We start from the raw sequence: 15297 nt of genomic DNA, 5'->3' as shown, positions 1-15297 counted from the left end.
GATATAAATAATATTCCTCGGTTACGTTCCTACTCTTCTTATTCATCTGATTTCTGGCTAATGTATTATTTTATAAGTAGCGATTTGTACTATAAATCGCTTCAGTCCTTCAGCTTTTATACCTACTATGACTTCATCTGACTCCCTCCCTAAACCTTTTTCGACCATATCATTTAATATGTGGGTAGGGTCTCCCAGGGTAAGGCTCTAATCTTTCATTCCACAACCTCTTGATTTACAACTTCGGTTTACGTTTACCATTTGGGCTTAAGCTTGTTCCGCAGCCTCACCCACCTAATCGCCTTATCAAGTTTCTGTTCGTAGGCTCAAGAATTTTGCTACACCACTTCCTTCATCCATACCATTACTGATACCAACTTGTGGTTCGCTACACTTGGCGGTAAATACCCGTGACTGGACTTACACCAGCAAGATTAGTGCCATGCCTGGCACACGGTAAAAAAATAGATCCAGTAGAAACTGAATCTATATATTAAATAGTTTACTTTGGTATTATCATATTGCATGAAAAGCCTTCACCTTTATTACTTATATATTTTGCTTTCCCTCCCACAAGTTCAAGTCTGCTGTCTATTCCTTTAAGTCCGTTTCCTTTTTTCAAGTTATTTATTCCTATACCATTATCCATCAACTGAATAGATATATTTTCATCATATATCCCTATAGAAAGTAATAAACTACTTGCTTTAGCATGTTTTAATGTATTAGTTACTAGCTCAGTTGAGACTTTTTTTATAATGTCAAAAGTCTTTTCATCTAGCTTTTCTTCTTTACCTCTCATATAAAAGTTAGCTTTAATACCGCTCATCTCCACAACTTTCAGCATACTATTAAGTTCTCTTTGTAAAATTGATGTATTATAAATTATTTCATCATCTTTATCTCTTAATTCTTTCATTTCCTGAAATCCTTTTTTTATAGAAATCTTTGCTTTTTCAAGGCTTTCAAATGCTCTATTCTTATTTTTACAATAAAATATTTTTGTAACTTCAAGTAACTTCATCGTTACAACAAGCGAATGTCCTATTATATCATGCAGTTCTCTTGCAACATAATTTCTTGCTCCAATATACGAGGTTTGTTTTAGCATTTCTATCTGACACTCAAGCTTTTCATTTGCGTTTTCAAGATCTTCATTTTCTTTGTATAATTCATTTTTAGCAATTTGATAGGATGTGATATCATTAAAAGTTATAATATATTTATTATTTCCAAACATTTTTAAAATGCTAACATTACATTTATAATACTGATCCATATTTTTAATTATCTTATCTTCTTCATTCAACTTGTCATAAGTCTTACATTTATTTAAAATTCCCTTTTCTTTTATATATTCATTTGTTATCCTAAAATTTTGTTTTAAATATTTGTTCATGTAAAGAATTCTTCCTATAGAATCTATTATAAGAATAAATGCATCTAATTTACTTGTTACTTCATGCTTCATAATAGGAGTAAGGTTAAAAAATTCATACTTGAAAGTTGCATATATAAATACTAATAGGGACCATGTATAAACTATGGGCGTAATATCAAATATCTGAATTTGCAGCATGTTAAACAACGTTTCCAAAGTTCTTGTTATATAAATAAAATTTAAAATTATAGGAGCTAAGATTGCAACAAAAATAATATTTCTTTCTAATCTGCCCCTATCCTTTAATTGTTTTTTAAATTTATTACTGCATAGCAGAAGACCTATAATCATAAACAAATAATTTATTGCCATATGAAAGTAGAACAATATTCCGAAATCATCACCCCAAAAACTATATTCACTGTAAAATAAAAAGTGATATGGATTTGTAAAGATAATTATAAATTGCAATAATGCTATTACATATATAAATATTCTTATCCTTTTTTTTAATGGTTTTCCTTTATTGTATATATAAGCGAAATCCAAAAAACTAACCTCAAGCAAGCATATGCCAAAATAATAAAATACAATAAAAGCCCACCTTATGTCTGCTGTTGGAGACACTGTTTTAAATACTTTGCCTATAAGCCAGATTAACATAGAAAGCTGCACTAAAAAAAATGCCTTAAGTGAAGCATTACGATTTGCTTTCATATAAAGAACCGCAAATACTATTACGTTTACTATTATTGCTGCAAAATTCCAAAGAGTAATTGTTGCAATTTTAATTTGTGTTATCTCTTCCATAAGATTACCTATATGATACCGTTTTCTATTGCAAATATAGCAATTTGCATACGATCAGACATATTAAGTTTTTCTAATATTTTACTTACATTATTTTTAATAGTACCTTCAGAATAACTTAATGTATTCCCTATTTCTTTATTACTGTTTCCCTGTGCAATAAGTCTTACTATTTCAATTTCTTTTTCTGTTAAAACGCCTTTATATTTTAACTTATAGTCGCTGAGTCCTTTAAATCTATTAATTATAATTTGTTTCACACTTTCATGAATAACAGTAAGACCACTGCATACACATTTTACAGTAAAAACTAAATCCTTATGACTAATATTTTTCACAATATATCCATCGGTCTCAGCAACAAATGATTCTATTATATTATCGGTATTTTCAAAGGTTGTAAGTATAATTACTTTTGTGTCTTTATATTTTTCCTTTATTATTTTTGTGGCTTTCACACCATCCAGTTTTGGCATTTCTATATCCATAAGAATTATATCGGGTCTTAACTTTTCACAAAGTTCAAGAACTTCATATCCGTCACCTGCCATACCGACCACAGCAATATCTTCATCATTATCTAAGATATAACCAATTGATTCTCTTAATAAAATTTGATCATCAGCTAAAACCACATTTATCATCCTTAACCTCCATAATGCTGTCTATACGTATTAACAGCCTGCCTTACATCATCTAAAATACTGCGATTATATTCAATTGCTTCATCAACTAAATTCTCAAAATTTTCATTATCAATTTCACCTTCTAAATCGTTTATCATAAATATTAAATTTTCCATATCATTTTCTCTTGATGTAATAATTTCATCAAGCAATACATTAATCTGCTTTTCTTTTTCTAAGTTATAGACTACTTTAGAATAGTTTTCAAGTTTCTTATTAGCCTCTTTAGATTTTTCTTTTTTGTCTTCTAAAGAAAATACTAAGTCCATGAGGGGTGTAATATCCGAAATAGTAATGATATAGCCTATTAATTCTTCTTTATCCATAAGGGGTTTACTTTTATGTGTAAAATAAAAAGTATTACTTCCAGCAGTAAGTTGTATATAATCCTTACCTAAATGACTTTTCTTTGATTTAATATTGCCTTTATAAAGATCTGTTATATTATTTATGCTAACAGTTTCTTCTTTAGTTAAAAATCCGGAATTTGCAGCACTTTTATTTTTATAAACTATGTTTCCATTGTTATTTATAACAAATATATAATCTCTTATCATATCCCCAATCTTATCAAAAGCTAATGTTGTAAGCCCAAGTTCAGCTTCAGAATATATGGAAATATTTAATATAGTACAGAGCATATAATATATAAAAAACTCCACAAAATCTAAATATGTATGTTTTAAAATAATTGCATATATATAGAACATCAAAGGGATAACTAATATACTTGATATTACAAATAATAATATTGAGTTTTTATATACATTATGTACTTGCTTTTTACGTAAAAGCATAATGATCATTGCCAATATTACCATAAATAAAAAAGTACATACGCATATTAAATAGACTATACTATATTTAGCAGATGAGAAATCATACGATAAAATCAGAAATTTTCCATTAGTAACAATTCCAAAAATCAATAATGAGATAAATACTGATTCTATTATCAGATTAAAGTATTTATAAGATAATTTAAATATGGAAAGTAACTCTATAAATAGATAATAATATAAAATCCAAATCAAAATAATGAACAAAGTAAGCTGAATATATCTTAATAAGTTTGCAATAGCAATATTGGGAATAACACACTCTATCACTCTAAAAATATCTACTATAAGTATACAAAGGAAAATAGATAAAATATATTCTTTATCATTTTTTTCTTTATACCTATAATAGCTTATTACCATACTGCATACTACAAAAATACATAAGAAAACAAGTACTATGATACTAAAAAATTGATAAAACGTATAGTATCTTCCATCATTCATAAGTTTCTCCTAAGTATAATTTTCTTTATAATTATACACTAACTAAAACATCTTTTATATACTATTTTTCTGTAAATTTCTTGGTTGTCAGAAAATTTCATTTTATTTTATTACCATAAAAAAACAGATAACACGTCAGGTTATCTGCTTATTATAAAAAAATTGCCGTCTGTTTTAATAATACAGTTCTTTTGGACCTTTATACTCTTGAATAGTATTTCCTCCATCCACAATAAAGGCTTGTCCTGTAATATATGAAGCTTTTTCTGAAGCTAAAAATACATTCATGTTAGCAACTTCCTCTGCACTTCCTCCTCTTCCCGCAGGAGTATTTTCACCTCCTGCTGCTTCACTTTCTGTTTGTGATGCTGTGGCTATCCATCCAGGCAAAACATTATTTATCATAATATTATACTTTGCAACTTCAATAGCAATAGATCTACTCATTCCTATTACTGCTGATTTTGCGGCGCTATATGCCGCCTCTCCCGGATTACTTACTATGGGCCCTGTAACAGAAGAAGTATTAACAATTCTTCCATAATTATTTTTAGTCATATGAGGTAAAACTTCTTTTGTTACATTAAATGTAATATTCAAATTCCTGTTTATTGAGTCATCCCAGCTTTCATAAGTTACTTCATTAAAAGTTGCAAAGTCCTCTTCATATCCGACCTGCGCCATACCTGCATTATTTATAAGTACATCTATTTTAGAATATTCATTAATAATATTCTTAACCAATTCTTTTACTTGATTTCTATCCATAAGATCTGCAATATATCCCGCAGCTTTAATATTCAAGTTTCTAAGCTCTTTAACACGTTCATCAACTCTGTTTGTAGTTGCAACTAAAATGACTGTTCCTCCCAGTTCACCTAATATCTTTGCAGTCTGAAATCCTATTCCTGTGGGGCTGCCTGTACCTGTTACCAAACATATCTGATTTTCAAAATTTATAAATTGCCTCATATCAGTCTCCTCTGTTAGAAAAATAAAACATCTTAAAATTCTGTTTAAAAATATTTTTGTAATTAAATAATTTAAGTTTAACTTTGTAATAAATAATACCTTCATAAAGACAAGATTACAATACCTATTATTAAAAAGTATTTTTAAATATACTATAAACATATTGCTTTCCGTATTATTAATTTCTTTTTCTAACTGCATTATTTATACATAAAAAATCAGATAGCATTTAATTTATATCTATGCCATCTGATTTTTATTTAACTCTTAATCTTTATTAAGCAATATTCATAGCAAAATTTGCTGTGAGTATATATCTATCATTCTCGTCAATTATATTTATATCTTTAAATCCCGCCTCTCTAAACATTAAAATCATATCTTTGTCTTCTGGTAATATATCTTCTCCTACAACACCTCCAAGAGATTTATGCATGGAGTTTAATTCTCTTCTGCTGCTAAGGTGACAAATTATGACTCTGCCATTTAGCTTAAGTATTCTTGCCATCTCTTTTACAGAAGCTTGTTTATTTAAAAAATGCGGAAAGCATGAATTACAAATGATCACATCAAAAGTGTTGGTTTCAAAAGAAGTATCTTCAATATCTCCTTGAACATAATTCACGGAATCTTCACCATTTTTTAATTTAGCTCTTAATAACATTTCCTCAGAAATATCAAAGGCTGTTATATTCCCTGATGAACCTACTAAATTCTTTAATATAGGAATCATGACTCCTGTTCCTGTTCCTACATCTAACACTGTACTTTCATTGCTAATACTCAAATCAGCAAAAATTTCTTTAAGTTTTTCATGTGGCTTATGTTTCATCATCTGATCCCAAATTTCAGCCTTTTCATTAAAATATGCTCTATGTTTCTCTGACATTAAATCACCTCATTTATTCTATAGTTATGCCTTTTAATTCTAACCAAGGATCTTCAGCAGAAATTTTATAACCTTTTACATTACTTCTTGTTGCAACTATTTTTTCTTCATGAACAATATAAAATGCCGGTAAATCTTCAAGAACTAATTTTTGAATATCTCCATAAATCTGCTTTTTCTGAGCTTCATCATTTGTACTTTCTCCTTTTAGTACAAGTTCATCATAAGCAGAATTGTTGTAGTGACTTGCGAAGTTCTTAGAAAAATGTACTTTTACATGATGAGGATACGGACCCCAAACAAAGTAACCTGTACGCATTAGCATATCGAAATCACCTTTCTTTTCAAGTTCACTTAACGCAGCGCTTTCCAGCTGTTTTACTTTAACATCAAATCCTACTTCTCCAAGTTGAGCTTGACATGCTTCTGCTATTCTCTTTTCCCTAGGACTCCAAGATTGACCTACTAATAAACTAACTTCCAAATTCTTCCCATTTTTTTCTACTATTCCATCACCGTTTTCATCTTTCCAACCGGATTCGGCTAGTAAACTTTTAGCTTTCTCTTGGTCTACATTGTAGAGAGGAAGATCTTCACAGCTATACATCATATTAGGAGAATATAATCTTCCCTGTGCTGCAATACCTATATTATCTAAGATATTACTTACTATACTCTTTGTATCAACTGCATAAGCAACAGCTTTTCTTACATTTAAATCATCAAAAGGTGAGTTTTTACAATTAAATTGTAAAAAGTCTGTAAATGTTGTCAATTTTCTGTTTACAGTAATATCTTTATCTTTTTCCAATTTAGCTACACTACTTTCAGGAACTTTAATTATCATATCAACATCACCTGAAGATAAAGCCATAACTCTTGCAGAAGCATCAGGAATTATATTAAAAATAACTTTATCAAGCTTTACATCATCTCCCCAATAATTTTCATTCTTCTCTAATACAATTTTTTGTTCTTTAACATAATCAACCAATTTAAAAGGTCCTGTTCCAATTGGATCTTTAAATTCACCTGCTGAATCTACACTGCTTGGACTTACTATAGGCCAAGCTATATGTGTAAGATATGTAGGTAAAGGCATTGGTCTTGCACATGTAAATTTAACTGTATTTTCATCAATTGCCTCAACATTTTCCAATTGCAATGTATTGGTTTTTGTTACATAAGCACGATCACTGTATGAATATACTACTGCTTCTGCATTAAAAGGTGTTCCATCATGAAATTTAATATTTTTTCTTAGATGAAAAATCCAAACTTTTCCGTTATCTTCAGGCTCCCAAGACTCTGCTAAACCTGGAACCATATTAAGGTCTGAATCTAAACGCACAAGAGTATCATAAATTTGTGCCCATACAAACCTTGCATCACCATCAGGGAAATTAACTATGTCCCACGTATTTATGTCTGTCCCAATGCCAACTTTTAAAACCTGTTCATTATTTTTTGACTGTTTTTCCGAATCACATCCTCCAAAAACAATACTAATGCATAAAATAAAACATAAAAAAATACATATCCTCTTTTTTCTCATTTGTAACTTTCCTCCTTAAATTTTTTAAAAACTATTATTTTTTCCTGGCTATTAAAATTGTTGATCCATTATCTCCTACTGAAAATGAACCTTCAACATTAAACCCTATTCCAGTTAGCATTTCTTCTGCCTCATTTAAAGTGTAAACATGAGATTGATCATTCATAATTTTACATTTTAGAGCAAATATTGCCGCATTATCAGGCTTTGTTCTTGTAGAATCAAGAAACCATAATTTATAAAAAAGATATCCATTTTTATTTAAACAATTATATGCTTTTTTAAAAACTTCTTCTTTTTTAGTTGTTGGTACAGGATGTAAAATATCAAAAGTAAGTACAATATCCTGTCCCAAAGGGAAATCATTCTCATAAAAATTACCTGCTATAAAATCAATCTTCGCATTATATTTATTTGCATAATCCCTCGTAACAGGTTCAACCTGAGGTAGATCAAACACTGCAACTTTAAGCTTAGGTTTTTTCTTCTGTAATGCAATAGGAAATAATCCATGTCCGCCTCCTACATCTAAAAGTTTTTCGGCAGATTTAAAACATGCGTGATTACTAATCAGCTCTACAGTTTTACCAATACTGCTATCAATAAGGACCCCTTGAGCCATGGCCTTTATAAAAGATGGTTTAAAAACTTCTTTAGGATTATGTCCTTCATTACTGAAATAACCCTTTAACCATGCTTCTAGATTTTCCCAGTCATCTCTTTGCTTATTTGTAAATTCCAATTCAAATAAATCACCTATATAAAATTCACTATTTTTACAAAGATATGTTGCTGATACAGGTGAAAGAGAATATAGTTCTTCTTTTTTTTGTACCATATTAATTGAGGTTAAAGCATCAAGTAAAAATATTAGTCTGTCTATATTACAACCCATAGTTTTTGATATTTCTTCAATACTTTTAGGTTTATCTGTAAGATATTCAAATACTCTGCAAGAAAAAGCCTGATAAAGAAATTGTGCTTTACTGTATCCACGTATTATAGAAAACAATTCTTCTCCTTCAACTTTAAATAAAAAATCTTTTACATCTTCATTTTGCAAATTTCTATCCTCCTTTGTTCCTTATTAATTAAACCTTCCAACAAGCAACATAATGATCTTTTGATTTTTTTCTCATAACAGGAGCCTTTTCACACTCAGCTCCATATTTAGGGCAAAACGGTGCATAACTGCACCTACACAATTTATTTATATTATCATTCTCTCTCAATAAGCCTCCTGCCGGAAAAGAATGTTGCAAAGAAGTAAAGGTTTCCACCAATAAACAACTGTATGGATGGAGAGGATTTTTATAAAATTCATCTGCAGGTGCAATTTCAATTATTTGACCTTGATACATTACTGCAATCCGATCACTCATCCAGGAAACTAATTCAAGATCATGAGAAATAAATAATAAGCTTATCCCATAATTAAGCTGAATTTTTTTCAAGATACGTATAACCTGCGCCTGAACGGAAACATCTAACATTGAAGTTGGTTCATCTGCTATTATAAACTCTGGTTTCAAAGAAAGAATACGAGCAAGAACTACTCTTTGAATCTGCCCTCCACTCAATTCATTAGGATAACGACTTAAATGTTCTTCTAGCAATCCAACCTCTTGTAAAATATTTTTAATTTCACTTTTGAATTCTTTTTCATTTAAATTATGTTTCCGAATAGCCATAGGCTCCATAAGGCTTTTATATATTTTCATTCTGGGATTTAATACATTTTCCGGATGTTGAAAAATTATCTGCATTTTACCGTAAAACTCTTTTTTCAATTCTCCTTTGCAAGATAATGCTTCCTGATTTTTGAAAAAAATCTTGCCAGAAGTAGGGGGAATTAAACCAAGCATTGTTCTAGCTAAAGTAGATTTGCCACAACCACTTTCTCCTACCAATCCCAAAGTTTCTCCGGAATGGATAGTAAAACTCACATTATCTAAAGCTTTATATGTAACACGTTTGATAAATCCATTACTATAGCTCTTATTTAGTTCTTCTACTCTAATCAAAACCAAAACACCTCACATAAGTGCCATCTATCTCTTTATACGGAACTTCTGAATTATTACACTTATTATTCCTTAATGGGCAACGAGAATAAAATCTGCATCCAGGTAATTTTTCAAGTAAACTTGGACTATAACCTTTTATTGGGTGCAATCCTTTTTCAGGCATGGATTTTAATAATCCTTGTGTATACGGATGATAAGGATTATTTAAAACTTTTTCCGCACTGCCTCTTTCAACTATTTCTCCTGAATACATAACTGCAATTTCATCACAAAGGGAAGAAGCTACTTTTAAATCATGCGTTATTAACAATAATGATGTACCTGTTTCTTTTGTTAATTTATGTAAAAGATCAACAACCTGCGCCTTCATTAATGCATCCAGGCCCTTAGTAGGTTCATCGGCAATAAGTAAAGAAGGATTTCCCGTTATACTGATTGCCGCCAGTATTCTCTGTTTCATTCCTCCGCTTAACTGATGAGGATAATATTTAAAATTTTTCTCACTGTTTTTTAAGCCAAGCAAGTTCAATATCTTTATACTGCTATTTATTGCTATATCTTTTTTCATACCTCTATGCAGCTGAAATCCCTCTAATATCTGACTGCCTATCTTAACCACCGGATTAAGAGAGGTGGCTGGACTTTGAGGTAAAAGGCTTATTTCTTTTCCTCTTATCTGCCTCATTTTATTTGAAGGTAAGTTTAATAAATCCAAATCTTTATAAATAATTTTTCCACTTATTCTGGCATTATTAGGCAGCAGATTTAGAACAGACATACCGAGAACAGATTTTCCACATCCTGTTTCTCCAATAAGTCCAACGATTTCTCCTTGTTCTAAATCAAGATTTATGTTACTACAAGCTTTTACTTCACCTTTTTTAGAATAAAATACTGTATTTAAATTCTGAATACTAAGTAATGGCACGTTTATCACTCCTATTCTATCTTTTGAATATTAGATCTTGGATCTAAATAATCACGCAAACCATCTCCTAAAAAATTAAATGCAAGAACCGTTATCATTATTGCTATGCCAGGAAAAATAGTTAAATGAGGAGATGTTTGAATATATACTTTCCCACTACTTAACATTGACCCCCATTCCGGTGTAGGCGGTTGTACCCCAATTCCAAGAAAACTCAATCCTGCGGCCGATAAGATGGCATACCCAACTCCTATGCTTGCCATTATAATTACAGGATTAATAACATTTGGCAACATATGATGATATATTATATATAGATCACTTGCTCCAAGTGATCGTGCATTTTCTACAAACTCTTTTTCCTTTTCTGACAAAACAACTCCCCTTACAACTCTGGCATATCCCATCCAGCCCACTAAAGATAATGCTATTATTACATTTAACCTTCCCGGACCCAGCAGTCCTGCCACAACCAAGGCTAAAATCAATCCCGGAAAAGCTAAAAAAATATCAACAATACGCATAATAATTTCATCTATTACCCCTCCATAAAAACCGGAGATTAAGCCAAGAGTAATTCCTATAACTGATGATATAAATGTAATAGTAACTCCTATTTGCAATGAAATTCTGGAACCATATAATACCCTAGAAAATATGCACCTGCCAAATTCATCAGTGCCAAAAGGATATTCTATGGATGGATGTTTAAGTGCTTGTTCTAAAATCTGTTCATTTGGATTATTAGGAGCTATTAAAGGAGCAAAAACAGCTCCTATCGCTATTATGACAATAATAACTAAACCAATTAAAGCTAATTTGTTTTTAAATAAAGTCACACTTTTACCCTTCCTTTTTATAATGTATTCTGGGATCAATAAACATATAAAGAATATCTATAACTAAATTAATAATTACAAATAAAATTGCAAACAAAAGCACACATGCCTGGACCATGGCAAAATCTCTTGCAAAAATGGAATCAACCAAAAGCTTTCCAATACCCGGCCAAGCAAATATTGATTCAACAATGACAGTACCCTCCAAAAGATGCCCAAGCTGCATGCCAATTATAGTTATTATAGGAATTAATGCATTCTTTAAAGCATGATGTAATATAACACACTTTTCATATAGACCCTTAGATCTGGCAGTTATAATATAATCCTGATTTAAAACTTCAAGCATACTTGAACGGGTAAGCCTTGTAATAATTGCTGCCAAACCTGTGCCTAATGTAATGGAAGGTAAAATAATATGCCGCACCTCTCCGTAACCAAATACAGGAAGCCACCCTAATGTAACAGAGAAAAAAAGTATTAAAAGTAAACCTAACCAAAAATTAGGTATGCTGGTTCCAAGCATAGCTCCTGTCCTAGTCAAATAATCAATGCAGGAATTTTGTTTTACAGCAGATATAATACCTGCCGGTATTGAAATCAACAAAGATATTATTAATGATATAAATGCTAATATCATGGTAGCCGGAAATCGAGCTGAAATTTCTTTTAAAATGGGATCTCCCGTAATCAAAGATCTTCCAAAATCACCTTTTAGAACATGACCAAGCCAGCAAAAATACTGAATTATTAATGGGTCGTCCAGCCCTTCCGACTGTCTTATTTGTTCTATTTCATCAGCAGTAATATTTTCTAAGCCATATCGTGCTATTGCTATCATTTCAGCAGGATCTCCCGGCGCAATATTAATTAATAAAAAAGTCATCATAGTAACACCTAACAATACTACTATTAATAAAAGAAATCTTTTGGCTATAAAGGCCAGCATAGTTTTTATTCCCCCAAGTTTTATATTATAAAAAAAGAACTCACGAAAGTAAGCAAAATGCTTAAACCCTTCATGAGTTCATTTTAATTATAGTTTACTATATTTATTTCATATTATAATTTACCCTTGTAAGACCTTCTTGATCTTAATTCCTTAATAAGGATAACATAGCTGTCTATTGTTGTCAATTTATAAAAAAATATAATATTTGTATAGTATTTTTGCCGAAATAATTATATAATATGGAATAATAAACTAATTATTCTGAAAAATTAATTTATTATTTTGAAAAAAATATATTGACATTTTTAAAATTATAGTATATATTAAAGATAGTTGTTAGCACTCATCTTAAGTGAGTGCTAACAATAAGAGGTACTATTTAATTTATTAATATGTCAAATAATACTTTTGAATTATAATAAAATACTTCAAAAGTATTAATAATAAAGAATATATAATAAAACATTATGTGAAGGAGGAATTATTATGTATGGATTAACACCTTTTAACAAAAACATATTAAAGAAGAATGGTCAAAATTATCTGAACTATTATGATATGCTAGATGATTTCTTTGATACAGGTATTTTTAACCCTAGAAGTATTAGAAATGATACTTTCAAAATGGATATTAAAGAAGAAGAAAAAGCTTATATCATTGAAGCAGAAATGCCTGGTATAAATAGGGAAAACATTTCTATTGATTATGAAAACGAAAATTTAACTATTGGTGTAAAATCATGTCAAATAGTAAATGAAGAAGAAGAAAATAATTATATTCATAAAGAAAGAAGAGCCACATCAATGCACAGATCCGTTTATTTAAAAGATATAGACGTTAAAAACATTGATGCAAAGCTTGAGAATGGTATTCTTATAATTAATATTCCAAAGCTTGAAGTATCAACTAATAAATTACAAATTGAAGTTAAATAATTTTAAAATTTAAAAGTTATTATAAATCACCTCATATCGTGATGATATGAGGTGATTTATTTTTGTGTTTTTACATTTTAGCTTTACTACTAATATCTGCAGCAGCAGTAAATAATACATCTGTTGATGAATTTAATGCGGTTTCACAAGAATCTTGAATAACGCTAACTAGAAAACCAACGCTGACAACTTTCATAGCAATATCATTTGGTATGCCAAATAAGCTGCAAGCTAAAGGTATTAGAAGTAAAGAGCCTCCTGCAACACCCGATGCACCACAAGCACTTAAAGCTGAAAGAAAACTTAAAATAACAGCTGTCGGCAAATCCACATTAATTCCTAAAGTATGAGTTGCAGCTAAAGTTAATGTTGCAACAGTTACTGCTGCTCCTGCCATATTTATTGTAGCTCCTAAAGGAATTGAAATTGAATATGTGTCTTTATCTAAATTTAACCTTTCACATAAAGCCATATTAACAGGAATATTGGCTGCTGAACTTCTTGTGAAAAATGCCGTTATTCCGCTTTCTCTTAAACATTTAAATACCAGTGGATAAGGGTTTTTGCGTATTTTAATATATACGATTATTGGATTTACGATCAATGCCACAAATAACATTACCCCAACTAACAATACAATAAGTTGCCCATACTTAAGCAAACTTTTTAAGCCGTTTGTTGCAACTGTATTGAATACTATCCCCATAATTCCAAACGGTGCAAATTTTATAACCCATTTTACAATATTTGAAACTGCAACAGAAATATCCAAAATCATATTCTTTGTACTTTCTGAAGCATATTTTAATGCAAGTCCAAGCAAAATTGCCCAAGTCAAAATACCTATATAGTTTGCATTAAGTATTGCACTAACCGGATTATCAACGATATTAAAAACCAAAGACTTCAACACTTCAACAAGACCGTCGGGAGCTGAAATATTCTCTTCTCCAGCGTTTAAAATAAGCTGTACTTTAAAAATATAGCTAGCAATAACAGCCGAAAGACCTGCTAAAAAAGTTCCTATAAGATAAAGAATTATTATAGCTTTCATATTAGTTTTTTGACCTTTTTTATGCTGCGAAATAGCAGACATAACTAAAAATAAAACTAAAACCGGAGCCACAGCCTTTAATGCTCCTACAAAAAGTTCACCCAATATTGATAGACCAGCTAATTGCTTAGGTAATATCAACGCAAGTATAATACCTATTATTAGGCCTACAATAATCTGCTTAACTAAGCTTACTTTATTCCAATATGCAAACAAATTTTTAACAAACATACCTTCCTCCAATTCTATACTATATATATTATTCCCAATTTTGCTAATCCCTATTTCCATCTCACTACAAATAAAATTTGATATAAGATGGATTAAGTATAAGCTTTTTATTTGCGGGTACATTATAATACTTTTACTGGTAAAATTCAATGTATGCTGCTTTTAGAATATCTTTTCAATGCATATAAGTTCTGGAGGGTTGTTTATCTGATTTAAAAAACGAAATTTCACTACAGTATATTCTTTCTGATCCAATTGTGATGTGAAAATTTCCAAACTCTCTTTTTCTTCTTTACCATTATTATGCCCTGGATAAACTACCAATAATATTATTCCATTGCGTTTAAGAATATTTAAGCATTTCTTTACTGATTCAATAGTTGTTTCTTTTTTAGTTGTGATATTATGATTACCTTTAGGTAAATAGCCCAGATTAAATATAATTAGCTTTACCTTCTCTTTTACATATTTATCAATATTTTCATGACCATCTAAAATCAAATACGTTCTTTCAAGAAAACCTAATTTCAAAAGCTTATCTCTTGTATTTAAAACTGCGTTTTGTTGTACATCAAAAGCATATACTTTTCCGCTATTTCCAATTAAGCTGCATAAAAATGCTGTATCATTTCCATTTCCCATAGTACAGTCAACAGCTATGTCTCCATCTTCCAAAATCGATTCACATATTTTTTTAGATATGTCCACCGAATTTATAAAAAAAGCCTTCATAAAATATAATATCTCCTGT

At 30.2% G+C, this 15297-nt stretch carries 14 protein-coding genes; 1 reads left to right on the top strand and 13 read right to left on the bottom strand.

Translation table 11 applies throughout. From position 1 onward, the window contains the following. Positions 1-502: 502 nt before the first annotated feature. From K292_RS0105710 to nikB, 11 genes are all read right to left on the bottom strand, one after another. Positions 503-2191 (bottom strand): sensor histidine kinase, encoded by a 1689-nt coding sequence (locus K292_RS0105710; protein ID WP_027399033.1) that lies wholly within the window; start codon positions 2189-2191, stop codon positions 503-505. Between the two features lie 8 nt (positions 2192-2199). After that, positions 2200-2835 (bottom strand): response regulator, encoded by a 636-nt coding sequence (locus K292_RS0105705; RefSeq protein ID WP_027399032.1) that lies wholly within the window; start codon positions 2833-2835, stop codon positions 2200-2202. A gap of 2 nt (positions 2836-2837) precedes the next feature. Continuing rightward, positions 2838-4163: a hypothetical protein gene (locus tag K292_RS0105700; RefSeq protein WP_027399031.1), complete on the bottom strand. Its 1326-nt coding sequence runs from the start codon at positions 4161-4163 to the stop codon at positions 2838-2840. A gap of 174 nt (positions 4164-4337) precedes the next feature. After that, positions 4338-5135: an SDR family NAD(P)-dependent oxidoreductase gene (locus tag K292_RS0105695; protein ID WP_027399030.1), complete on the bottom strand. Its 798-nt coding sequence runs from the start codon at positions 5133-5135 to the stop codon at positions 4338-4340. Between the two features lie 277 nt (positions 5136-5412). Then, positions 5413-6024, bottom strand: a complete 612-nt coding sequence (locus tag K292_RS0105690; protein WP_027399029.1) for a class I SAM-dependent methyltransferase — start codon at positions 6022-6024, stop codon at positions 5413-5415. Positions 6025-6037: 13 nt separating this feature from the next. Beyond that, positions 6038-7579, bottom strand: coding sequence for an ABC transporter substrate-binding protein (locus tag K292_RS0105685; protein ID WP_027399028.1), 1542 nt, complete (start codon positions 7577-7579; stop codon positions 6038-6040). Positions 7580-7613: 34 nt separating this feature from the next. Next, on the bottom strand, positions 7614-8642 hold the full coding sequence (locus K292_RS17765) for a class I SAM-dependent methyltransferase (protein WP_051280409.1): 1029 nt from the start codon (positions 8640-8642) through the stop codon (positions 7614-7616). A gap of 28 nt (positions 8643-8670) precedes the next feature. Then, positions 8671-9603 (bottom strand): ABC transporter ATP-binding protein, encoded by a 933-nt coding sequence (locus K292_RS0105675; protein WP_245570831.1) that lies wholly within the window; start codon positions 9601-9603, stop codon positions 8671-8673. After that, positions 9596-10534 carry an ABC transporter ATP-binding protein gene (locus tag K292_RS0105670; protein ID WP_245570830.1) on the bottom strand — a complete coding sequence of 313 codons (939 nt, stop codon included), beginning with the start codon at positions 10532-10534 and terminating at the stop codon, positions 9596-9598. The genes K292_RS0105675 and K292_RS0105670 overlap by 8 nt, the downstream gene beginning before the upstream one ends. 11 nt (positions 10535-10545) lie before the next feature. Continuing rightward, positions 10546-11373: a nickel transporter permease gene (gene nikC / locus K292_RS0105665; RefSeq protein ID WP_051280406.1), complete on the bottom strand. Its 828-nt coding sequence runs from the start codon at positions 11371-11373 to the stop codon at positions 10546-10548. A 4-nt stretch (positions 11374-11377) separates the two neighbouring features. Then, on the bottom strand, positions 11378-12322 hold the full coding sequence (gene nikB / locus K292_RS0105660; RefSeq protein WP_027399024.1) for a nickel ABC transporter permease: 945 nt from the start codon (positions 12320-12322) through the stop codon (positions 11378-11380). Positions 12323-12811: 489 nt separating this feature from the next. Between nikB and K292_RS0105655 the strand changes: the two genes are divergently transcribed. After that, a complete protein-coding gene (locus K292_RS0105655; RefSeq protein ID WP_027399023.1) occupies positions 12812-13261 on the top strand; it encodes an Hsp20/alpha crystallin family protein in 450 nt (149 codons plus the stop codon). Positions 13262-13331: 70 nt separating this feature from the next. Here the strand turns inward: K292_RS0105655 and sstT are convergent, their stop codons facing one another. Together sstT and K292_RS0105645 are read right to left on the bottom strand one after the other, a co-directional pair. Then, positions 13332-14546, bottom strand: coding sequence for a serine/threonine transporter SstT (gene sstT, locus K292_RS0105650; protein WP_037372619.1), 1215 nt, complete (start codon positions 14544-14546; stop codon positions 13332-13334). A 162-nt stretch (positions 14547-14708) separates the two neighbouring features. Continuing rightward, entirely contained in the window at positions 14709-15278 is a 570-nt protein-coding gene (locus K292_RS0105645) for a tRNA (mnm(5)s(2)U34)-methyltransferase (protein ID WP_027399021.1), read from the bottom strand. Between the last annotated feature and the right edge of the window lie 19 nt (positions 15279-15297).

Source organism: Anaerovorax odorimutans DSM 5092, from assembly GCF_000426305.1.
Lineage (GTDB): Bacteria > Bacillota > Clostridia > Peptostreptococcales > Anaerovoracaceae > Anaerovorax > Anaerovorax odorimutans.
The sequence above is the reverse complement of the archived record's forward strand: the minus strand, read 5'-3'. Positions and strand labels throughout refer to the sequence as shown.

What these genes read in the sequence shown, in the direction of transcription:
- K292_RS0105710 (WP_027399033.1), bottom strand. Translation starts at nt 2,191, where the DNA reads ATGGAAGAGATAACACAAATTAAAATTGCAACAATTACTCTTTGGAAT.
- K292_RS0105705 (WP_027399032.1), bottom strand. Translation starts at nt 2,835, where the DNA reads ATGATAAATGTGGTTTTAGCTGATGATCAAATTTTATTAAGAGAATCA.
- K292_RS0105700 (WP_027399031.1), bottom strand. Translation starts at nt 4,163, where the DNA reads ATGAATGATGGAAGATACTATACGTTTTATCAATTTTTTAGTATCATA.
- K292_RS0105695 (WP_027399030.1), bottom strand. Translation starts at nt 5,135, where the DNA reads ATGAGGCAATTTATAAATTTTGAAAATCAGATATGTTTGGTAACAGGT.
- K292_RS0105690 (WP_027399029.1), bottom strand. Translation starts at nt 6,024, where the DNA reads ATGTCAGAGAAACATAGAGCATATTTTAATGAAAAGGCTGAAATTTGG.
- K292_RS0105685 (WP_027399028.1), bottom strand. Translation starts at nt 7,579, where the DNA reads ATGAGAAAAAAGAGGATATGTATTTTTTTATGTTTTATTTTATGCATT.
- nikB (WP_027399024.1), bottom strand. Translation starts at nt 12,322, where the DNA reads ATGCTGGCCTTTATAGCCAAAAGATTTCTTTTATTAATAGTAGTATTG.
- K292_RS0105655 (WP_027399023.1), top strand. Translation starts at nt 12,812, where the DNA reads ATGTATGGATTAACACCTTTTAACAAAAACATATTAAAGAAGAATGGT.
- sstT (WP_037372619.1), bottom strand. Translation starts at nt 14,546, where the DNA reads ATGTTTGTTAAAAATTTGTTTGCATATTGGAATAAAGTAAGCTTAGTT.
- K292_RS0105645 (WP_027399021.1), bottom strand. Translation starts at nt 15,278, where the DNA reads ATGAAGGCTTTTTTTATAAATTCGGTGGACATATCTAAAAAAATATGT.